The organism is Sphingomonas benefaciens (genome assembly GCF_052907485.1).
The window spans coordinates 101,768-123,494 of sequence record NZ_JBREIC010000004.1; the positions used below are offsets into that span (position 1 = coordinate 101,768).

Annotated in this window: 20 protein-coding genes; 3 read left to right on the forward strand and 17 right to left on the reverse strand. The window is 69.3% G+C overall.

Annotated elements, in window-relative coordinates; translation table 11 throughout:
* Nucleotides 1–10: 10 nt before the first annotated feature.
* The 17 genes from ACU5AX_RS13915 to ACU5AX_RS13995 form a co-directional block, all read right to left on the reverse strand.
* On the reverse strand, nt 11–946 hold the full coding sequence (locus ACU5AX_RS13915; protein WP_446691428.1) for a cell division protein FtsQ/DivIB: 936 nt from the start codon (nt 944–946) through the stop codon (nt 11–13).
* Nucleotides 943–1,884 (reverse strand): D-alanine--D-alanine ligase, encoded by a 942-nt coding sequence (locus tag ACU5AX_RS13920; RefSeq protein ID WP_198354777.1) that lies wholly within the window; start codon nt 1,882–1,884, stop codon nt 943–945. The genes ACU5AX_RS13915 and ACU5AX_RS13920 overlap by 4 nt, the downstream gene beginning before the upstream one ends.
* A 145-nt stretch (nt 1,885–2,029) precedes the next feature.
* Complete coding sequence (murB, locus tag ACU5AX_RS13925) at nt 2,030–2,911, reverse strand: UDP-N-acetylmuramate dehydrogenase (RefSeq protein WP_446691626.1); 882 nt, start codon at nt 2,909–2,911, stop codon at nt 2,030–2,032.
* A 17-nt stretch (nt 2,912–2,928) separates the two neighbouring features.
* The gene (locus ACU5AX_RS13930) at nt 2,929–3,129 is read right to left on the reverse strand and encodes a hypothetical protein (RefSeq protein ID WP_232474232.1); all 201 of its coding nucleotides are present in this window, start codon (nt 3,127–3,129) and stop codon (nt 2,929–2,931) included.
* A complete protein-coding gene (gene murC, locus ACU5AX_RS13935; protein WP_446691627.1) occupies nt 3,126–4,541 on the reverse strand; it encodes a UDP-N-acetylmuramate--L-alanine ligase in 1,416 nt (471 codons plus the stop codon). The genes ACU5AX_RS13930 and murC overlap by 4 nt, the downstream gene beginning before the upstream one ends.
* Nucleotides 4,541–5,710, reverse strand: coding sequence for an undecaprenyldiphospho-muramoylpentapeptide beta-N-acetylglucosaminyltransferase (gene murG, locus ACU5AX_RS13940; RefSeq protein WP_446691429.1), 1,170 nt, complete (start codon nt 5,708–5,710; stop codon nt 4,541–4,543). Before murG ends, murC begins: the two co-directional genes overlap by 1 nt.
* Entirely contained in the window at nt 5,695–6,933 is a 1,239-nt protein-coding gene (locus ACU5AX_RS13945; protein WP_446691430.1) for an FtsW/RodA/SpoVE family cell cycle protein, read from the reverse strand. The genes murG and ACU5AX_RS13945 overlap by 16 nt, the downstream gene beginning before the upstream one ends.
* Entirely contained in the window at nt 6,933–8,240 is a 1,308-nt protein-coding gene (murD, locus tag ACU5AX_RS13950) for a UDP-N-acetylmuramoyl-L-alanine--D-glutamate ligase (RefSeq protein ID WP_446691431.1), read from the reverse strand. The genes ACU5AX_RS13945 and murD overlap by 1 nt, the downstream gene beginning before the upstream one ends.
* 148 nt (nt 8,241–8,388) lie before the next feature.
* Complete coding sequence (gene mraY / locus ACU5AX_RS13955; protein ID WP_446691432.1) at nt 8,389–9,459, reverse strand: phospho-N-acetylmuramoyl-pentapeptide-transferase; 1,071 nt, start codon at nt 9,457–9,459, stop codon at nt 8,389–8,391.
* A gap of 1 nt (nt 9,460) precedes the next feature.
* A complete protein-coding gene (locus tag ACU5AX_RS13960; protein WP_446691433.1) occupies nt 9,461–10,831 on the reverse strand; it encodes a UDP-N-acetylmuramoyl-tripeptide--D-alanyl-D-alanine ligase in 1,371 nt (456 codons plus the stop codon).
* A 40-nt stretch (nt 10,832–10,871) separates the two neighbouring features.
* Entirely contained in the window at nt 10,872–12,287 is a 1,416-nt protein-coding gene (locus ACU5AX_RS13965) for a UDP-N-acetylmuramoyl-L-alanyl-D-glutamate--2,6-diaminopimelate ligase (protein ID WP_446691434.1), read from the reverse strand.
* 22 nt (nt 12,288–12,309) lie between these two features.
* Nucleotides 12,310–14,025: a peptidoglycan D,D-transpeptidase FtsI family protein gene (locus ACU5AX_RS13970; RefSeq protein WP_446691435.1), complete on the reverse strand. Its 1,716-nt coding sequence runs from the start codon at nt 14,023–14,025 to the stop codon at nt 12,310–12,312.
* Nucleotides 14,022–14,690 carry a hypothetical protein gene (locus ACU5AX_RS13975; RefSeq protein WP_446691436.1) on the reverse strand — a complete coding sequence of 223 codons (669 nt, stop codon included), beginning with the start codon at nt 14,688–14,690 and terminating at the stop codon, nt 14,022–14,024. The genes ACU5AX_RS13970 and ACU5AX_RS13975 overlap by 4 nt, the downstream gene beginning before the upstream one ends.
* Nucleotides 14,687–15,670 (reverse strand): 16S rRNA (cytosine(1402)-N(4))-methyltransferase RsmH, encoded by a 984-nt coding sequence (gene rsmH, locus ACU5AX_RS13980; protein WP_446691437.1) that lies wholly within the window; start codon nt 15,668–15,670, stop codon nt 14,687–14,689. The genes ACU5AX_RS13975 and rsmH overlap by 4 nt, the downstream gene beginning before the upstream one ends.
* Nucleotides 15,663–16,166, reverse strand: coding sequence for a division/cell wall cluster transcriptional repressor MraZ (locus ACU5AX_RS13985; RefSeq protein WP_332838015.1), 504 nt, complete (start codon nt 16,164–16,166; stop codon nt 15,663–15,665). The genes rsmH and ACU5AX_RS13985 overlap by 8 nt, the downstream gene beginning before the upstream one ends.
* 298 nt (nt 16,167–16,464) lie before the next feature.
* On the reverse strand, nt 16,465–16,740 hold the full coding sequence (locus ACU5AX_RS13990) for a hypothetical protein (RefSeq protein WP_446691438.1): 276 nt from the start codon (nt 16,738–16,740) through the stop codon (nt 16,465–16,467).
* A gap of 72 nt (nt 16,741–16,812) precedes the next feature.
* Complete coding sequence (locus ACU5AX_RS13995; RefSeq protein ID WP_446691439.1) at nt 16,813–17,781, reverse strand: cysteine synthase A; 969 nt, start codon at nt 17,779–17,781, stop codon at nt 16,813–16,815.
* A gap of 157 nt (nt 17,782–17,938) precedes the next feature.
* On the opposite strand from ACU5AX_RS13995, the gene ACU5AX_RS14000 reads away from it, so the two are divergent.
* From ACU5AX_RS14000 to ACU5AX_RS14010, 3 genes are all read left to right on the forward strand, one after another.
* On the forward strand, nt 17,939–18,325 hold the full coding sequence (locus tag ACU5AX_RS14000; RefSeq protein ID WP_198354763.1) for a hypothetical protein: 387 nt from the start codon (nt 17,939–17,941) through the stop codon (nt 18,323–18,325).
* 115 nt (nt 18,326–18,440) lie between these two features.
* Complete coding sequence (locus ACU5AX_RS14005) at nt 18,441–19,172, forward strand: ParA family protein (protein WP_446691440.1); 732 nt, start codon at nt 18,441–18,443, stop codon at nt 19,170–19,172.
* A 77-nt stretch (nt 19,173–19,249) separates the two neighbouring features.
* Nucleotides 19,250–21,634: a TonB-dependent receptor gene (locus tag ACU5AX_RS14010; protein WP_446691441.1), complete on the forward strand. Its 2,385-nt coding sequence runs from the start codon at nt 19,250–19,252 to the stop codon at nt 21,632–21,634.
* Nucleotides 21,635–21,727: the final 93 nt, after the last annotated feature.

Below are 21,727 nucleotides of genomic sequence, written 5' to 3' on the forward strand. Positions count from 1 at the left end.
TCAGCCCCCCTTAACCATCGGACGCCCCCGCCGATGCGATTGTCCTGCTTGCCGGCGCCGGCGCTTCCGTCTCGCTCGGGTCGGGCAAGGCATGGACGACGCTGGCGTCCGGCCGTCGTACCACGAGCTTGGCGGGATCGCGCATGTCGAACCGCACCCAGCCCTTGCCAAGCAGTGGCCGCGCCCCGTCCATCTCCGCGAACTTGAGCAGTGCCGCAGGCGCCCCATCCTCGGGCAGCGCCAGCGTCTCGCCGGTGTCGAACGTCAGGTCCCAGCGACGATTGCCGATCCAGGTCGCCGCCTTGACGCGCGGTTTCAACGCGGGTGCGGCGGCCAGCAGCGCCTGATAGCCGGGTTCCTGCCGATCGGCACCGGGGCCGATGACCAGCGGCAGATCCGGCATCGCCTCCGCCCGCACCGGCTCCAGCAACACGCCATCCTTGTCGATCAGCGTCAGCTGGCCATTGTCCTGCCACACCGCGGCGGGCGCGCGCTCGACGATGTCGATCAGCAGCGTGTCGGGCAGCCGCCGCGAGACATGGGCGTCCGCGATCCAGCCGTAGCGGAGCAGCTTTTCGCGCACCGATTCGAGGTCGACGAGCGGCATGGCGCGGCTCTGCTGGTCGAGCGCGACGGCATAGACGCTCATCCGGTCCATGCGCTTGAGGCCGGTTACCTCGATCTGCTCGACGCGGAAGCCGGCGCGCCCGGCGCCTTCGGCGACGGCGGTGCCGATCATGCCGGGGATGCCGATCCAGGTTAGGATGGCGAGTGCGCCCGCGACGCCGGCGCCGGTGATCGTCCAGGTCGCCGCCTTGCGGATCGTCGTCTCGCTGACCGGCAGCGCACCGACCGCACGCTCGAACAGCCCGACCTTGCGGACGGGCTGCTTCTTGCGCGGGGCGGGCCGGCGCGGCGGGCTGCCGCGCTTGATCGTGCGGCTCATCCGTCGCGCGCCTTCGCATCGGCGAGCGCCTCGTCGACGATCGCCTGAACCAGCTGTTCGTAGCTCATGCCGATATGCCGCGCCTGTTCGGGCACCAGGCTGAGCGGCGTCATGCCAGGCTGGGTGTTGACCTCCAGCAGGAACAGGCCGTCGACGCCGCGTTCGTCGTCCCAGCGGAAGTCGGAGCGGCTCGCGCCCTTGCAGCCGAGCAGGCGATGCGCCTCCAGCGCCAGTCGCTTGCACGCATCGGCGATATGATCCGGGATATCGGCGGGGCAGACGTGCTCGGTCAGGCCGTCGGTATATTTCGCGTCGAAGTCGTACCAGCCGTTCTTGGGCTTCAGCTCGGTGACGCCGAGCGCCCGGTTGCCGAGCACCGCCGTCGTCAGCTCACGCCCGCGCACATAGGGTTCGGCGAGCAGCTCGTCGAACTCCTGCCACGGCCCCTCCACGTCGCGGCCGATCGGATTGCCGTAATTGCCGTCCGCGGTGACGATCGCGACGCCGACCGACGAGCCCTCGTTGACGGGTTTGAGCACATAAGGCCGCGCGATCGGATCGCCCTCGAACACGTCCGCCGACTGGACTACCCGGCCGCCCGGCATCGGGATGCCGGCCGGCACCAGCGCCTGCTTGGTCAGCACCTTGTCGATGGCGATCACCGACGTGGCGAGACCCGAATGGGTATAGGGGATGCCCATCAGGTCGAGCATGCCCTGCACCGTGCCGTCCTCGCCGGGCGAGCCATGCAGGGCGTTGAAGACGAGGTCGGGCTTCGCCTCGGCAAGCCGCGCCGCGACGTCCCGGCCCATGTCGATGCGGGTGACGCGATGGCCATTCGCCTCCAGCGCATCGGCGACGCCGGCGCCGGACATCAGCGACACCGGACGCTCAGCTGACCAGCCGCCCATCAGGACCGCGATGTGGAGCGGCTGCATTAAATCCTCCCCGGCACGGGGAGGTGGCAGTGCAGAGCGCTGACGGAGGGGGGGGGCCATGGAGCGCAGCGCGGGTGGAGAGCCCCCTCCACCATGCTGCGCATGGTCCCCCTCCCCGTTCCGGGGAGGACTGGATTCACGCCAATCACGCCCCCACCCCCACCCGCTGGATTTCCCACTCCAATGTCACCCCGCAATGCGCCTTCACCTTGTCCCGCACCTCTTCGCCCAGCCCCTCGATCTCCGCGCTCGTCGCCGAACCCAGGTTGAGCAGGAAATTCGTATGTTTCTCAGATACCTGAGCATCACCGCGACGCAAGCCACGACAGCCGGCGGCGTCGACCAGCGCCCAGGCCTTGTGGCCGTCCGGGTTCTTGAACGTCGACCCGCCGGTCTTGGACCGCAACGGCTGCGACGCCTCGCGCGCGGCGGCGATGCGATCCATCTCCGTCTGGATCGCCGCCGGCTCGGCCGGCATGCCGCGGAAGATCGCCGACACGACCACCGCGCCGTCGGGCAGCGCCGAATGGCGATAGGTATAGCCGAGATCGCCGAGGCTCAGCGTGCGCCGCTCGCCCGAGCGCAGAACGACATCGGCCTCGATCAGCACGTCCTTGACCTCGCGCCCATAGGCGCCGCCGTTCATGCGGACGAAGCCGCCGACCGTGCCGGGGATCGAGCGCAGGAACTCGACGCCGCCGATGCCCGCATCGCGCGCGGTCGAGGACACCAGGATGCCGCTCGCCCCACCGCCGCAGCGCAGCGTCGTCGCGTCGATCGCCTCGACCTTGGCGAAGGCCTTGCCCAATCGCACCACCACGCCCGGCACGCCGCCGTCGCGGACGATCAGATTGGACCCGAGACCGAGCGCCATCACCATCACCGCAGGGTCGAGCGCGGCGAGGAAGTCGGCGAGATCGTCAACATCCGCCGGCTCGAACAGCCATTCCGCCGCGCCGCCCGCCTTGAACCAGACCAAAGGCGCGAGCGGCGCGCTGCGGGTCAGGCGGCCGCGGACCGCCGGCATGGCGATGGCGTCGGCGTTCACCACGGCCCGGCACCCCATAGTCGCGCCCAGGCCTGGAACGCCGCGAGGTTGGCTTCGGCGGCCTTGCGCGTCGCCTCCTGCACCTGGACCAGCGCATCGCCCGCCCCGACCGCTTGGCTGCCCGCCTCCAGCGTACGGCGTTGCGCGTCGAGGATCTGCTTTTGGAAGCGCAGACTTGCATCGAACCAATCGTTCATCGCCGTGCCTCGATCGCCGCGGCCAGTCCGGCCGCCCATTTGGTGATGTCACCCGCCCCCAGGCAGACGATCATATCGTCCGCCTGGATCGTCCCCGCCAATTCCGTCGCCAGCGCATCCGCATCGGCGACGACGGCGGCGGAGCGGTGGCCGCGTCGCTTCAGCCCCTCGACCAACGCTTCGGCATCGACGCCGGGCACCGGCGCCTCGCCCGCGGCATAGACGGGGGTGACCAGCACGCGGTCGGCGTCGTTGAAGGCGGTCTGAAACTCCTCCATCAGATTGCCGAGACGCGAATAGCGATGCGGCTGCACCACCGCGATCACTCGGCCCCGCGCGCCTTCGCGCGCCGCGGCGAGCACCGCGCGGATTTCGACCGGATGATGACCGTAATCGTCGATCACTGTCACGCTGCCGCCGTCGAGCGCGATCTCGCCGACCTTGGTGAAGCGGCGCTTGACCCCCCCGAACGCCTCGAAGCCCTTGGCGATCGTGGCATCGTCGATGCCGAGTTCGAGCGCGACGCCGATCGCGGCGAGCGCGTTCTGGACATTGTGCCGGCCGGGCATGGGCAGCTCGACATTGTCGATCGTCCGCGTCGACCCGCCTCGCTGCCGGATCACGCAGGCGAAGCGGTTGCCGCCCGGCACCGGCGTGACGTCGGTGCCGCGGATGTCCGCCTGCGCCGAGAAACCGTAGGTGACGACGCGCCGGTCGCGCACCCGCGGCAGCACGTTCTGCACCTCCGGATGATCGAGGCACAGCAAGGCCGCGCCATAAAAGGGTACGTTCTCGACGAACTCGACGAACGCATCCTTGACCGCGTCGAAGCTGCCGTAATGGTCGAGATGCTCGGGATCGATGTTGGTGACCACCGCGATCGTGCCGTCGAGGCGTAGGAAGCTGCCGTCGCTCTCGTCCGCCTCGACCACCATCCAGTCGGAGGCGCCGAGCCGCGCGTTCGATCCGTAGCTGTTGATGATGCCGCCGTTGATCACGGTCGGGTCGATCCCGCCCGCGTCGAGCAGCGCCGCGACCATCGAGGTCGTCGTCGTCTTGCCGTGCGTCCCCGCGACCGCCACCGTCTGCTTCAGCCGCATCAGCTCGGCGAGCATCTCCGCGCGGCGAACGACGGGGATGCGCCGCTCCAGCGCCGCTTCCACTTCGGGATTGGAGCGGGTGATCGCGGTTGACGTGACGACCACCGCCGCCTCGGCGACATTTTCCGCCGCATGGCCGATCGTCACCGCGATGCCCTTGTCGCGCAGTCCCTGCACGACATAGCCTTCGGCGACGTCGGAGCCCTGCACCGTATAGCCAAGGTTCTTCATCACCTCGGCGATGCCGGACATGCCGATGCCGCCGATGCCGACGAAATGGATCGGGCCGATGTCGGTATGGACGCCGCGGATCATGCCCCCGCTCCCGCCAATACGGGCTTCGGCTTGACCGGCTTGCCGACCGGCAAGCGGGCGAGCGGCGCATCCAGGCTCTCGACCAGATCGGCGAGGTCGCCGACGGCATTCGGCCGGCCGACGCTCTTCGCCCGCGCCGCCGCATTTTCGAGTGCGGCGGGGTCGAGGCCCAGTTTCTGCATCTGCTTGGCGAGCTCCTTGGCGGTGAACTCCGCCTGCGGGATCGTCCGCGCGCCGCCCGCCCTGGTCATCTCGCGTGCATTGGCGGTCTGATGGTCGTCCGTCGCGGACGGCAGCGGCACCAGGATCGCCGGTCGCCCCGCCGCGGTCAGCTCCGCGATCGTCGAGGCGCCGGCCCGGCCGATCACCAGATGCGCCCAGGCGAGCTGTTCCGGCATGTCGGGCAGATAGGTGGCGAGCTCCGCCGGGATCTGATGCTCGGCATATTTGGCGCGCACCGCGTCGATATCCTCGATCCGCGCCTGCTGCGTCACCTGCAACCGGCGGCGGAAGGTGACGGGCAGCATCGCCAGACCGTCGGGCACCACCTGACTCAACACGCTCGCGCCCTGGCTGCCGCCGGTGACGAGCACGCGGAAGATTCCGTCCTCCTCGAGCAGCGGAAAGGGCTTGGCGCGCAAGGCGAGCACCGCCTCGCGCACCGGATTGCCGATCAGATGCACCTTGCCGGCCAGCTTCGCCGGCAACCGCGCGGTGTCCGCGTAGGAGGTCGCGATCGCCTCCACCCGCCCGGCGACGACGCGGTTGACGCGTCCCAGCACCGCATTCTGCTCATGCACAGCGGTCGGGATCTTCTCCGCAAACGCGGCCAGCAACGCCGGAAAGGCGGGATAGCCGCCGAAGCCGATCACCGCCGCCGGCTTGAACGTCCGGTACAATTCGCGCGCCATCGCCCGGCCGCGCAGCATCTCCCGCACGGCACCGGGCCAGCCCTGTGGCCTCTTCAACTGGAAGCGGCCGGCGGGCAGTACGTGCGTCTGGATGCCGTCGAACAGGCCGGGAAAGCGCACGCCGCGTGCATCGCTGACCAGCGCGACGCGGTGGCCACGCTTGGTCAGTTCCGCGGCCAGCGCCGCGGCGGGCACCATATGCCCCCCCGTACCACCGGCGGCGAGGACGTAATGCTTGCTCAATTCGAACCCCATCTCACCACATAGGGACTGCGCGTCAGGAAAGGGTTGCGCCGCGTGAAGGCGAGCAGCAGCCCCATGCCGATCGACAGCGCGATCATCGACGATCCGCCGTAGCTGATGAACGGCAGCGTCATCCCCTTGGACGGCGCCAGCCCCGTGTTCACCGCCATCGACACCAGCGCCTGTGCACCGAATTGCACCGCCAGCCCGCTCGCCGCAAGCAGCTTGAATTCATCCTGCTCGTCGAGCAGCTTGACGAAGACCCGCACGACGATCGCCAGGAACACGACGGCGATCACGGCGCAGGCGATCAGTCCGAACTCCTCGCCGATCACCGAGAAAATATAATCGGTATGCGCTTCGGGCAGGCCGAATTTGGCGACGCCGCCGCCCGGCCCGGTGCCCGTCCAGCCGCCGGCGGTGATCGTCGCATGCGCGGCGTTGGTCTGGAAATGGTCGCCCGCCCCCTCGCCGTCGACGCCCGGGAACAGAAAGGCGTCGATGCGCGCGCGTGCCGTACTGTAGAACATATAGGCCGCGCCCAGCCCGACCGGCACCATGGCGATGATCCCGCCGAGCACGCGCATCGGCGTCCCCGCGATCATCAGCAGCGCCATCCACACCGAGCAGAAGATCACCGTCTGCCCGAAGTCCGGCTGCAGCATCAGCAGGCCGGCGACCAAGGCGGTCATCGCGCCGGTGATCACCACCGTCGGCAGCTCCTGATCCTTGACCTTCAGCGACAGCACCCAGGCGACGGCGACGATGAACAGCGGCTTCAAGAACTCGGACGGCTGGAATTCGGCGATGCCGACGCCGATCCAGCGCCGCGCGCCATTATGCACTGCGCCGATGAACGGCGTCACCGCGAGCAGGAAGGCGAACAGTGCCGCGCCGCCCAGCGCCAGCCGCCGCGCGGTGGCGACCGGCAGCATCGACACGCCGAACAGCACGGGCAGCGACAGGCCAACCCACATCAGCTGCCGCCAAAAATAATAGAGCGGCGTGAATTTGTGGTGCTCGCCCGAATAACGCACCGCCGTCGCCGGGCTCGCCGCCGCCACCGCCACCAGCCCGATCGCGATCAGGAACAGCGTCAGCAGCAGCAGCATCCGGTCGATGTCCCAGAACCAGGTGCCGAGCGGCGAACGATCGCCACGCCCGCCGCGACGCTTGACCTTGGCGATCAGGCTGTCGCGCCCCGCACCGGGCACCGCATCCGTCCGTGTCGCCATCAGTCCAATGCCTCCACCGCGGCGCGGAATGCCCGCCCCCGATCCTCATAATCGCGGAACTGGTCGAAGCTAGCACAGGCCGGCGACAAGAGCACGGTCTCTCCCGGCCGGGCCGCCGCAGCGGCGTGGCGGACGGCGGTGGCGAGGTCGCCCGCCTGTTCCACCACGGGGATGCGTCCCTTCAGCAGGTCGGAGAACAAGGGCCCCGCTTCGCCGATCGTATAAGCGGCGGCGACGCGGTCGAAATACGGTGCGCAGGCGTCGAGGTCGTCGCCCTTGCGCTTGCCGCCGACGACCCAGTGGATGCGCTCGAACGCGCCGAGCGCCGGTGCCGTGCTTTCGGGGTTGGTCGCCTTGCTGTCGTCGACGAAGGCGACGCCGTTGCGCGTCGCGACCGTTTCCATGCGGTGCGGGAGGCTGCTGTAGGTTGCCAGTCCCTGCTCGATCGCCTCGGGCGCCAGCCCCAGCGCCTTCGCCACGGCGAGCGCGGCGAGCGCGTTCTGCGCGTTATGCGGCCCCTGCAGCGCCGGCCAGCGCGATTGGTCGAGGCATTGGCCGGCCGCGATCTTGGTCAGCCGGTCCGCCCGCGGTGCCAGCGTACCGGCGATCTGCGCCGAGGCGGTATCGCCGATGCCGATCACGGCCTCATGCGCCGCCGATTGAATCGCGAACAGCCGCGCTTTCGACGCGGCGTACGCCTCGAACCCATCGTAGCGATCGAGGTGATCGGGCGTAATATTGAGCAGCACCGCAACGTCGCAATCGAGGCTCTGCGTCAGGTCGATCTGGTAGCTCGACAGTTCCAACACATAGACGCCGCCCCCCTGCGCATTCGGCTCCAGCGGCGCCTGCTCGAGGATCGGAAGGCCGATGTTGCCGCCCATCAGCGTCGGCACGCGCGCGGTCTTCAGGATATGGTGGACCAGCGCCGTCGTGGTCGACTTGCCGTTGGTGCCGGTGATGCCGACGACCTTGTGCGGCGGCAGCTCGGCGCGCGCCTGGGCGAACAGCTCGATGTCGCCGATCACCGGCACGCCGGCCGCGCGAGCCTGCGCCACCAGCGGATGGGTGTTGAGCGGCACGCCGGGCGAGACGACCAGCCCCGCCGCCCCGCTCAGGTCGAGCAGCGCCGGATCGTGGACGATGACGCCATCGACCGCCGCCGCCCGCTCGCGCGCCGCGGCATCGCTGTCCCAGGCGACGACATGCGCGCCCGCCGCGGCAAGCGCGCGCACCGTCGCCATGCCGGAACGGGCGAGACCGAGCACGGCGTAGCGTTGGCCTGCCCAGGCAGCGGAGAGGATCATGCGGCGTCGCTCGTCAAACACGCACCGTCACCCCGGACTTGTTCCGGGGTCCACCCGTCCAGGATCGCAAGGCTGTCAGCCCCTGCGGAACAGTGGACCCCGGAACAAGTCCGGGGTGACGGTGGGCGTGTGGAGAACGCCATCGTTCTCACCGCAGCTTCAACGTCGACAGGCCGGCCAGGGCCAGCACCAGGCTGATGATCCAGAAGCGGATCACGACGGTCGGCTCGCTCCAGCCCAATTGTTCGAAATGATGGTGGATCGGCGCCATGCGGAACACGCGCTTGCCGGTGCGCTTGTAGAAGAACACCTGGATGATCACGCTCAGCGCCTCGACGACGAACAGGCCGCCGACGATGCCGAGCACGATCTCGTGATGCGCCACCACCGCGATCGTGCCGAGTGCGCCACCTAGCGCCAGGCTGCCGGTGTCGCCCATGAACACCGCGGCAGGCGGCGCATTGAACCACAGGAAGGCGAGGCCGGCACCGATCACCGCGCCGCAGAAGATGGCGAGCTCGCCCGCCCCCGGCACGTGCGCGATGCCCAGATATTCGGCGAACTTCACGTTGCCGGCGAGATAGGTGATGATCGCGAAGGTGACGCTGGCGATGATCACCGGCATCGTCGCCAGTCCGTCCAGCCCGTCGGTCAGGTTCACCGCATTGCCGAAGGCGACGATCGTGAACGCCGCGAACACCGGGTAGAAATAGCCGAGGTCGAGGTACAGCCGGTTGGTGAACGGCAGGTACAGATGCGGCCCGTTCTGGCCCATGATGATCCAGGCGGCGATGCCGGCGATGGCGAATTCCAGCAGCAGCCGGGTGCGCCCGGACACGCCGGCGGTGCTCGCCTTGCGCACCTTGTCATAGTCGTCGAGGAAACCGATCGCGCCGAAGCCGAGCGTCACGAACAGGCAGGCCCAGACGAACGGATTGGCGACGTCCATCCAGATCAGGATCGACAGCGCCATGCTGGTCAGGATCATCAGCCCGCCCATCGTCGGCGTGCCGCGCTTGGCGAGGTGGGTCTGCGGCCCGTCGGCGCGGATCGGCTGGCCCTTGCCCTGCCGCACGCGCAGCCAGCCGATGAACCGCGGCCCGATGATCAAGCCGATGAACAGCGCGGTGGCGATCGCCGCCCCGGTCCGGAAGGACTGGTAGCGGATGAGGTTCAGCAGCCCGGAGAACCTCAGGTGCTCGGCGATCCAATACAGCATGTCAGGTAGTTCCGCCCCCAAGGCCCGCGATCAGCCGCGACAGCCCCACCCCATTCGATCCTTTGACGAGTACCGCGTCGCCGGCACGGGCCAGGTCCCGAAGGCGGCCCAGGGCGGTCGCGGCGTCGGGCACATGGACGACATCGACGCGCCCCTCAAGGGCCTTGGCGAGCGGCGTCATCGCTTCGCCGACGAGCAGCGCCGTTTCGACGCGTGCCGCGACGATCGGCTCCGCCAGACCCGCATGATAGGCGTCGCTGTCGTCGCCCAGCTCGCGCATCTCGCCGAGCACGGCCAGATGGCGCCCCGGCTCCTGCGCCAGCACCGCCAGCGTCGCGCGCATCGAGGCGGGATTGGCGTTGTAGCTTTCGTCGATGACCAGCATCTCGCCGCCCGCGGCCGGCGCGAGGAAGCGCGCGCCGCGCCCGATGAGGCCGCCGAGTTCGGCGAGCGCAAGACCGGCGAGGCCAAGGTCGGCGCCAGCCGCGTCGACCGCCGCCAGCACCGCCAGCGCGTTCGACACCCAGTGCAGCCCGGGCTGCGACAGCGTGAAGGACAGCTCGCGCGCGCCGATCCGCGCCGAGACGAAGGTGCCGCCGGTGGGCAGCCGCATCGCCTCCAGCGCATGGACGTCGGCGCCCTTGTCGAGGCCGAAGGTGACGATCCGCGCCGCATGAGGCGTGGCGGCGGCGATCAGCCGGTCGCGATGCGGGCTGTCATAGGGCACGATCGCGGTCCCGCCCGGCTCGAGCCCCTGAAATATCTCGCCCTTGGCGTCGGCGATCGCGCTCTCGTCGGGGAAGAAGGCGGTGTGCGCAGGCGCGATGGCGGTGACGATCGCGATATGCGGTCGCACCAGCCGGGTCAGCTGAGCCAGTTCGCCGGCATGGTTCATCCCCATCTCGAACACGCCGACCTCGGTATCCCGCGGCATGCGGGCGAGGCTGAGCGGCACGCCGGTATGATTGTTGTAGCTCTTCACCGAGCGATGAACGCGACCCGACAGCGACCGGTCGAGCGCCGCGAACAGCGCCTCCTTGGCGCTCGTCTTCCCCACCGAGCCGGTGACGCCGATCACCACGCCCGCCATCCGCGCGCGCGCCGCCCGGCCCAGGTCGTTCAGCGCGGCGGCGGTGTCCGCGACGCGGACGTGCGGGTGCGGCGTCTCCTGCGACACGATCGCGCCCGCCGCGCCTTGGGCGAAGGCCTGGTCGAGAAAGCGGTGGCCGTCGGTACTCTCGCCGGTCAGCGCGACGAACAGATCGCCCGGCCCGACCTCGCGGCTGTCGAAGGCGACGCCGGTGACGGCGAAGTCGGCGGCAGCGATGCCGGAGGTCGCCGCGGCGATTTCGGCGGCGGTCCAGAGCGCCATCAGATCCTCCCCGGGACGGGAAGCGCTTGCTCCACCATCCTCACGCCGCGCACTCGCGCGCGACGCCGACATCGTCGAACGGCAGCACCAGATCGCCGACGATCTGGCCCTGCTCATGGCCCTTGCCGGCGATCAGCACGATATCCTTAGGCCCCGCCTCGGCGATCGCCGCCGCGATCGCCGCGCGCCGGTCGCCGATCTCGCGCAGGCCGGTCGCGCCACGCAGGATCTCGGCGCGGATCGCCGCCGGGTTCTCGGTCCGCGGATTGTCGTCGGTGACGATCGCAACGTCGGCCTGCGTGCCCGCGACCTGGCCCATCGTCTCGCGCTTGCCGGGGTCGCGGTCGCCACCGGCGCCGAACACCACGATCAGCCGGCCGCCGGCGTGAGGCTTCAATGCCGCGATCGCCGCCTCCAGCGCATCGGGAGTGTGGGCATAATCGACATAGACCGGCGCGCCGCTGCGCGTAATCACCGCCCGCTCCAGCCGCCCGCGCACCGGCTGCAATCGCGCCAGATCGGCGATCGTCCGCGTCACGTCGCCACCGGTCGCGATCACCAGCCCGGCTGCGACCAAGGCGTTCGCCGCCTGATAGCCGCCGATCAGCGGCAGTGTGACGCGATGCTCCCGCCCATCGGCTTCGATCGTCAGCCCCTGCCCCAGCAGCGTCGGGTCGCGCCGCGCCAGCCGCAGCGTCGCGCCGCGCTCGCCGACGCTGATCAGCCGATTGCCGCGTGCCCGCGCGAGGTCGACGACGCGATCGGCGTGGATGTCGTCCGCCCACACCACCGCGGTGCCGGCGGGGTCGAGCACTTCCGAGAACAGCCGCAGCTTGGCGGTCAGATAGGCGCCCATGTCGCCGTGATAGTCGAGATGGTCCCGGCTGAGATTGGTGAAGGCGGCGGCGGCGACGCGCAGCCCTTCCGTGCGATATTGGGTCAGGCCGTGGCTCGACGCTTCGAAGGCGAGATGGGTGACGCCCTCGCGCGCCAGGCCGGCGACGTTGGACAGGAAGGTGACGACGTCGGGCGTGGTCAGCCCCGTGGTCACCCGCTCGTCGGCCGTCGTGACGCCCAAGGTGCCGATCGATGCGGCATGATGGCCCGCCATCCGCCACAATTGCCGCGTCATCTCGACCGTCGAGGTCTTGCCATTGGTGCCGGTGACTGCGACCGCGACATCGGGAAACGGCGCGAAGAAGGCGGCGGCGAGCTGCGCGAACTTTTCGCGTGGCGTCTCGTCCTCGATGGCCAGCGCGCCCTCGACCGCGACGCCCGGCCGTACCACCACGGCGATCGCCCCACTGCGCACCGCGTCGGCGATGAAATCCTCGCCATTGACGCGCGCGCCTTGGAAGGCGCCGAAGATCGTGCCCGGCGCGACCTTGCGGTGATCGATGGCGAACCCGGTGACGATCGCCTGCCCGTCACCGCCAATCAATTGTCCCAGCCTCATGCGATCGACCCTATCGCCCGGATCACCGGCCGTCGACTGGTGGCGCGCTGGGATCCTGCCACAAAGTCGGGGTGATGTCGGACACGTCGATGTCGCGCCGCTCGTCGGGCACCACGCCCAGCATCGACCCAACCCGGGCGATGGTGCGGCCGACGACGGGCGCGGCGTTCCACGCGGCGGTCTTCCACCCGCCGGTCTCCTTCGTTCCCTGCGGCGAGTCGAGCATCGCCACCACGACATAACGCGGCGCATCCATCGGGAAGGCCGCCGCGAAGGTGGCGACGTTGCGCGATCGGTCGTAGCCGCCCGCCACCGCGGCCTCCGCCGTGCCGGTCTTGCCGCCGACGCGATAGCCCGGCGCGTCGCCCTTGCGGCCCGTGCCGCGCAGCACGATCAGCCGCAGCATCTGGCGCATGCGCGCGCTGGTCGCCTCGCTGATCACCCGGCGCCCGCGCGGCGCGTCGCCCACCGCGGTCTTCATCAGCGTCGCCGGCCGCCAGATGCCGCCGTTGACCAGCGCGGCATAAGCCGAGGCGAGGTGCAGCGGCGTCACCGCGATGCCGTGGCCATAGGCCGTGGTCATCGTCGTCGTCCGCGCCCAGAAGCCCGGCCACAGCGGCCGTCCCTTCTCGCGCAGCTCGATGTCCGGCTTGGTGTCGAAGCCCAGTCGCTTGAACATCGCCTGCATCCGCTCCGGCCCGACCTCGTCGGCAACGCGTGCGGTGGCGATGTTGGACGAATAAATCAGCGTTTCCGCCATGTTGAGCCAGCGCTTCGGATCGCCGCGCTCGTCATGGATGGTGAAGCGGCCGACCTGCAGCGGATGGGTCGCGTCGAACCGGCGGTTGAGGCTCGTCACGACGCCGCTGTCGATCGCCGCCGCCATGGTGATCGGCTTGAACGTCGAGCCCAGCTCGAACACGCTCTGCGTGGTGATGTTGCGCAGCTCGTCGCTGCCCGACTTGCCGACCCGGTTGGGGTTGAAGGTCGGCAACGACACCATGGAGATCACCTCGCCGGTATGGACGTCGAGGACGATGCCGCCGGCGGCATGCGCCGAGAAGGTGGTCATCGCGCGGCCAAGCTCGCTCTCCAGCGCTGCCTGCACCCGCGTGTCGATCGACAGCGCCACCGGCTGGCCCGCCTTGGCCGGGTCGAGCAGCCGCTCGTCGAGCACGCGCTCCATGCCGCTCATGCCGTGGCCGTCGGTCGACAGGAAGCCGAGCGCATGCGCCGCCAGCGTCGACTGCGGATAGAGGCGCTGCGTCTCGCGCGCAAAGACGATCGCGGGCTCGCCGATCGCATTGACCTGCTCGACCAGCGCCGGGCTGGCGCGGCGCTGCAGATAGGTGAAGCTGACCGGCTTGGTCAGCTGTGCGTAGAACCAGGCCTGGTCGCCGCGGTCGGGCATCAGCGCGGCGAGCCGGGCCGCGATCTCCATTTTGTCGCCCAGCACCTTGCGCGGATGCACCGCGATCGTCCAGGCGTCGATCGTCCGTGCCAACGGCGCGCCGTTGCGGTCGACGATGTCGCCGCGCGCCGCCAGCGCCGCGGTCCGCGCCGCGGCTTCCTCGCCCGAGAAGGCGCCCAGCATCGCCAGGCGCATGATCACCACCACCACCGCCGCCGCGAACAGCAGCAGCAGCATCATCAGCCGGGTGTGGCTGGTCGCGACCAGCGCCTGGCGCTGGCCGGCGCTGCGCCGCTGCGCTGCAGGTCGGGCGACAATGACGGTCACCGTTTGCGAGCCTCCGCCCGCGCGCTCGACAGGATCTCGCCCAAGGTGGTGTCGGACAGCAGCTTCTTGTCGAGCAGCGCCACCGCCTGCGGCCGTACTTTGGCGACCGCCGCCTTGCTGCGCGCGGCATCGTCGAGCTTGGCGATCATCCGCGGACTCTTTTCCATCGCGGTCGCATGGATCACGGTCGCGTCGGCGGCGGCGCGGTGGGTCGGGATCACGGCACGGCGCGCCTCGGGCAGTGCGGCGGCGACCTGGACGACGGCGGGCGCCGGGGTCGCGGCGGGGGCGGCCGGGACATGCGGCGTGACGAGCGACGGCACGACCAGCGCGGCGGTCTGGGTCTTGCCGTCGCTGCCATTGGGTCCGTGGTTGGCGTCGAGGCTGGCGAGCGCCGCCTCGTCGGTGACGAACTGGCCCGCGGTCGGCGCGGCCAGCGCCAGCGTCTCGCCGTTCCATTTCTCCAGCTGCGCGAGATTGGCGCGCGTGTCGAATTCGGTCTCCAGCGCGCGGATCTCGCGCTGGGCCGATTCGATCTTGCGGTCTATGCCTTCCAGCTTCTTGCGCTCGGCGGCGACCTGCAGCGACACCAGGTAGAAACCGAGGACGACGGCGACACAGCCGCCGAACCACCCGATCCCCTTCAACCGATACGCCGCCGTCATGCCCGTGCCTCCTGCTTGCTGTCCGCCCCCGGACCCAAATTGGTGTTGAACCCCACGCTCGATTCCTGCGCCGGCCAGGCCGGGGCCGCGGTCCGCACCGCGGCGCGCAGCGTCGCCGACCGCGCGCGCGGATTGCGCGCCAGTTCCGACGCACCGGCGCGCACCGGCTTGCCGACCCGTTCGAAGGTCGGCGCACGCCCCGCCACCGCCTGCGGCAGGTGGCGCGAACCGCCCGGCGTCGCGCCCGACCGCTCGCGCAGGAAGCGCTTGACCAGCCGATCCTCCAGGCTGTGGAAGGTGACGATCGCCAGCCGGCCGCCCGGCTTCAGCGCCCGCTCCGCCGCCGCCAGCCCATCGGCCAGCTCGTCCAGCTCGCGGTTCACATGGATGCGGATCGCCTGGAAGGTCCGCGTCGCCGGATCCTTCTTGTCATGCGGCCGGTGACCCAGCGCCTTGCGCACCACGGTCGCCAGCTCGCCCGTCCGGGTCAGCGGTCGCGCCGCGACGATCGCGCGCGCGACCCGCCGCGACCGCGGTTCCTCGCCATAATGGTAGAGGACGTCGGCGATCTCGCTCTCGTCGGCGGTGTTGAGGAAGTCGGCGGCGCTCGGCCCGTCCTGGCTCATCCGCATGTCGAGCGGCCCGTCCGCCTGGAACGAAAAGCCCCGCCCCGCCTGGTCGAGCTGCATCGACGACACGCCGATGTCCATCGTCAGCCCGTCGACCGGCGCGTCGAGCGCCGCCTCCAGCGCCGAAAAGTCGCTGTGCACCAGCGTAAGGCCGTCGAGGGCCGCCGCCCGTCCCGCCGCGATCGCATCGGGATCGCGGTCGAATGCAATGACGCGGGCGCCGGTCGCCAGGATCGCGCGCGTATAGCCGCCGGCGCCGAAGGTCGCGTCGACCATCGTCTCGCCGGGCGCAGGCGCCAGCGCGGCGATCACCTCGCCGAGCAGCACCGGGATATGGGGAGCGTCAGTCAAGCGCGATCCCCTTGTCCTGGCAGTAGAAGCGGCAGGCAGCGACCATCTGCGGCGCGATGCCGGGAGTGGAGAGCAAGGTCTTCGGGTCCCAGATCTCGATATAGTCGAACGTCCCCCAGAAGAAGGCGTGCGCGCCGATGTTGGCGTAGAAGCGCGGAAAGCCCGGCATGATGAACCGGCCGGAACCGTCGAACGGCACCGCCTCGCCATTGGCGCCGCCGCGCTTGATATTGTGGTCGATCTTGCCGTCGGCACCGCGGGACAAGGCGACCCGCTCGTTCAGCTCGCGCTTCAGTTCGTCGACATAGGCCGGGTCGTAGGCGATCAGGCAGGGCTGGTCCTCGTGCGCGGCGACGATCACCGTGCCGCCGTCCTTGCCGTCGGCGCGCGGCGCATTTTCGGCCAGCGTCGAGCGCAGGGCATTCGGGATCGCGACACGGCCCTTGTCGTCGACAAGAGCAAGTCCGCTTCCCTGATAGTTGCCCCTTTCCGTCACGCCCGCCTCGCACCATGGCGCGCACGGCATCACACCTTCGAAAACCGGCCATCACCGGCTTCCGAGCATCTTTGCGCAAAGCAAAGGGTGACACCTGCCCCGTTGTTCGCTGTCGATACCAACAGGCCTGCGGGGACGCAACGGGATTTTAGGGGAAAGGCGGGGAATTCGCACCCACCAGCGGGTCAATCCGGCGGGGAATGGCCCCAAAACGTGAGGCGCTGGAACCCGGTCGAGCGACCGGAATCACCGCTGCCGGCGCCGTTTACGGGCACCGTCCCCGATTTTCCCCGCCGGATCACTTGGCGGCGAGGCTGTTGCTGGTGGAGGGGGCGACGCCGAGTTCGGCGAGCGGTTCGCCCGAGCCGTCGGTCTGCCCGGAATCGATGTTGGTGATGGCGATGTTGGCGACCACCGATGCCTGGGCAGATCCCGCGGTGGCGATCGGCCGCTCGCGCGTGGCCGAGCCCAGGATCGCGGAGGCGACGGCGATCAGCAGCACCACGGCCACCAGGCCGATCATGCCGACCTTGACCCGCTGGACGGTTTGGGATGTGTCGCGCGACGATCTCATCTTGCCGTATCAATATAACGGCTTGTCACGCGTTTGTCGAATACGGACGCGACGATGGCGGGAAGGCCCGAATCACGCCAGCCCCTTCGCCTCCCGCCACGCCGGATCGTAGAGCGACGACAGATAGCGGAAGCCGGTATCGCACAGGATCGTCGCGATGCGCTTGCCCGGCCCGAGATGCCGCGCCAGCCGCACCGCGCCGGCGACGTTGATCCCGGATGACAGGCCCAGGCACAGCCCCTCCTCCGCCAGCAGCCGCTGCACCCATTCCCATCCCTCCTGGTCGGAAATGCGAAACTGCGTGTCGACCGGCGCCCCATCCAGATTGGCGGTGATCCGCCCCTGGCCGATTCCTTCCGCCACCGAACTGCCCTCGCTGCGCAATTCGCCGCAGGCGTAATAATCGTAGAGCGCCGCGCCATAGGGATCGCTGAGCGCGATACACACCGCCTCGTCCTTCGCCTTCAGCCCCAGACCGACGCCCGCGAAGGTGCCGCCGGTGCCGACCGCGCAGGTGAAGCCGTCGATCCGCCCCTCCATCTGCGCCCAGATCTCCTCGGCGGTGCCGGTGATGTGGGCGCGACGGTTGGCGACATTGTCGAACTGGTTCGCCCACAGCGCATTGTCGCGCTCCTCCGCGATGCGGCGACTGGTGTGGACGAAATGATAGGGCGACGAATAGGGCGCAGCGGGCACCAGCACGAGTTCGGCGCCGAGCGCGCGCAGCGTATCCATCTTCTCGCGGCTCTGCGTCTCGGGCATGACGATGATCGTCTTGTAGCCCTTGGCATTGGCGACCAGCGCCAGGCCGATGCCGGTATTGCCCGCCGTGCCCTCGACGATCGTGCCGCCCGGCCGCAACGCCCCGCGCGCCTCCGCATCCTCGACGATGCCCAACGCGGCGCGGTCCTTCACGCTCGCGCCGGGATTGGCGAATTCGCACTTGCCGAAGATATCGCAGCCGGTCGCCTCGCTCGGCCCTTTCAGGCGGACCAGCGGGGTGTTGCCGATCAGGGCGAGCGTGTCGGGGGTCGTGTGCATCGCCGCTAGATGGCGCGGGCCAGGCGGCGCGGCAACCCGCGATCGCGGCGCGGCGCAGGCCAGCTTGCAAAAGCGCAAGCTGGACTTGGCGGTTCGCCGCAATGGGGACGCAACGCCCTTGACGCTCCATGTTGCATACGCGAAGCACCGCCGCGCTATGAAGAGCCCCCTCCTCCTCCCCGCCGCCGCCACGCTGCTCGCGCTGGCCGCCTGCAACAACAAGCCGGCCCAGCCCGAGGTCGTCGACACCAATCCCGATCCGATGGCGACGCAGCTCGCCAACCGGGCCCCGGTCGAACTGCCGCCCGCCATCAAGGCGGAGAAGACCTTCCGCTGCAAGGACAACAGCCTCGTCTACGTCACCTTCTTCGAAGGCGACAAGCAGGCGCTGGTACGCACGGAGAAGGCCGGCTCGCCGACCCGCCTGACCGCCGACAAGGGCGGCGATCCGCTGACCGCCACCGGCGGCTGGAAGCTGACCGGCAACCCCAGCAACATCACCCTGACCCGGCCGGGCAAGGACTCGCTGACCTGCAAGTCCTGATAGGGTCGGTCTGACCCGCACAAATGGGGCCGGTGGCATGAGCCGCCGGCCCTTTTTTGTTACAACCGGGTGACGCATCTCGACGCGATAGGTCCAAAACGATACGTTCCGCCGCATGGCGACCATCGCGATCTACAGTTCCAAGGGCGGCGTCGGAAAGACCAGCATCACGGTCAACCTCGGCTGGTGCGCCGCGACCCAGTCGTGCCGCCGCACCCTCGTCTGGGATCTCGATCCACAGGCGGCGGCAAGCTGGATCCTCGCCCGGCCGGGCGGACGGGCAGCGGATCGAGCGCAAGCGATCTTCACCCAGGACGTCGCCGCCGCGGCGCAGGCGCGCCCGACCGCCGTGCCGCGGCTCGACCTGATCGCCGCCGACCCATCGCTGCGTGACCTCGACCATACCCTCCACGCCTTGGGCAAGCGCAAGCGGCTCGGCCGGCTCATCGACGGCCTCGGCGACTATGATCACGTCCTGCTCGACTGCCCACCCGGTCTGACCGAAACCACCGAACAGGTGATCCGCGCCGCCGACCTTATCGTCGTGCCCGTCGTCCCCGCCCCGCTCGCGCAACGTGCCCTGGACGAAGTGACGCGGCATCTCGGCGGCAAGGTGCCGGTGCTGCCGGTCCACGCCATGGTCGACCGCCGTCGCCGGCTCCATGCCGACGCCTTGGCGGCGAAGCCGGACTGGCCGACGATCCCGGCCGCCAGCGCGGTCGAGGCGATGGGGCAGCATCGCGCGCCGGTCGGCGCCTACGCGCCGCGCTCCGCGGCCACACGCGCCTTTTGCGATCTCTGGATCGCGATCGAGCGGCGGATCGCCCGGCAACCGTCATCGGCATGACATAGGGCGATCCCGAAACGGTCATATCCCGCCCCTAATCGCCCACCACCGCGATCCCGCGGACCTTGGGGGATAACATGGCCGTTTCTTCGTCCGGCGCACGCTGTCGTGCGGCGCTCGCTTTGGCATCGTCGCTGCTCGCCGCGACACCCGCGCTCGCCCAGGATGGCGCACCGGCCGCCGCACAGTCCGACGCCCCTCACAGTGAGGAGGGGCTGATCGTCGTCACCGGCAAGCGCGCGACCCGCTCCGCGGTGACGCTGGAGGGCAGCGAGATCCAGAAGGTGCTGCCCGGCGTCAATCCGGTCAAGGCGATCCAGACGCTGCCCGGCGTCCAGTTCGAAACCGCCGATCCCTGGGGCAACAACGAACAGAATATCTCGCTGCTCGTCCACGGCTTCAACCAGAACCAGCTCGGATTCACCCTCGACGGCGTCCCGCTCGGCGATCAGAGCTACGGCAATTTCAACGGCCTTTCTCCCCAGCGCGCCGTGATCAGCGAGAATGTCGGCAGCGTCAGGCTCACCGCCGGCGCGGCCGATCTCGGCACCGCCTCGGTCAGCAATCTCGGCGGCGGCCTCGAAACCTACACCAGCGATCCTGCCGCCAGCTATGGCGCGCGCTTCGGCCAGACGATCGGCAGCTATGACGCGAACCGCACCTATCTCCGCCTCGACAGCGGGCTGGTCGACGGCCTCGGCGGCAGCAATGCCGGCTATGTCGCGGTCGTGCGCCAGCGCGCGCGGGCGTGGGAGTTCGACGCGCGCCAGGGCGGCTGGCAGGCCAATGCCAAATTCGTCCACAAGGGCGAGCGCGATACCCTGACCGGCTATTTCGCCCTGTCCGACAAGGTCGAACCGAATCAGGATTCGGTCGCCCACAATGCCGGCGGCGCGGAGCCTTACTACCGCTCGCTGCTGTTTCCGGACTGGCAGGCGGCGCTGCGCTACGTCGACGGCAACGGCGCGCCGCCGGCCAGCAACCCGAACAATTACGCCAATTACTTCGGCGATGCGCAGCGCACCGATTATCTCGCCTATCTCAAATACGAATATTGCTTCAGCGACGCGGTCAGCCTGTCGCACCAGATCTACGGCCATCATGACGAGGGTCAGGGCCAGATCACCGGACCGATCGCCGCCGCCGGCCTGCCCGGCCTGTTCCGCATCTATTATCCGGGCCAGAATTTGAAGCAGGTGTTCGGCAATTCCGGCTATGCGCTGCGCACCACCGAATATGGCATCGACCGGCGCGGCCTCGTCTCGACGCTGCAGGTCCGTACCGGCGCGCATGAGATCGAATTCGGCGGCTGGTACGAGCACAATCGCAACACGATCTTCCGCCGCTGGTATGCCGCGCCGGTCGACAGCCCGCCCTCGCCCTATCAATGGGCCGACCCGTCGCTGCGCCGGCTGACGCAATATGCCAGCATCGTCAGCTACGACATCGTCCAGCTCCACCTGCAGGATCGCTGGCACGTCACCCCCGATCTGGCGATCGAGGCCGGGTTCAAGTCCAGCCTGCAATTCGCCGACGGCCGCATCCCCGTCCAGCCGTTGCCCGGCGCCCTGCCCGGCTCGTCGACCGGCTTCCCGGAAGGGCGGCTCAACACCCGCAAATGGTTCCTGCCCGCGATCGGCGCGGTGTGGGACATCACGCCCGACGATCAACTGTTCGCCCACGTCCAAAAGAACGTGCGCCAGTTCCAGGCGTCGGTCGCGGCCGGCCAGTCCCCCTACAACGTCGGCAGCCAGCAGGCGTTCGACCGGATCCGCAGCAGCGTCGAACCGGAAAGCTCCTGGACTTACGAGGCCGGCCTGCGCACCCGCCACCAGCTCGCCTTGGGGCCGGTCACCGGCTTCGAGGCGCAGGTCAGCGCCTATCACGTCGCCTTCCGCAACCGGTTGCTGTCGATCAGCCCGACGTCGGTGATCTCGTCGGTGATCGGCGGCGTGCCGATCCTGCAGAACGTCGGCGGCGTCACCACCGACGGCATCGACGCGGCGGCGACGTTGCGCTTCGGCGGCGGCCTGTCGCTGTACAACGCGCTGTCCTACAATCGCTCGCGCTACGACGACGATTACACCAGCGGCAGCACCGTCGTGCCGACCGCGGGCAAGGACGTGCCCAACGTCGCGCGCTGGCTGAACAAGACGGTGGTCACCGCCACTGCCGGGCCGGTCGAGGTACAGGCGATCGGCGATTATGTCGGCCGGCGCTTCGCCACCTTCACCAACGACCAGTCGGTGCCCGGCCGGTTCCTGCTCGGCCTGCAGGCGGCCTACGGCCTTGGCCCGATTCCCGGCACCGCATTCAAGTCGCTGCGCCTGTCGGTCAACATCGCCAACGTGACCAATCGCAAGGGCATCTACGAGATCGTCGTCGCTGCCCCGAGCAAGACGTGGAACAGCTATGCCCAGCCGCCGCGCCAGGCATTTCTGACGCTGTCGGGCGCGTTCTGATCGGCGACCGCCACCGAACCTTGAGCCCCCTTGCCGTCGCCGAACGGGCGAAGGGGGCCGCGCCGGACGCGCCCGGCTCGCGAAGCGGCATCG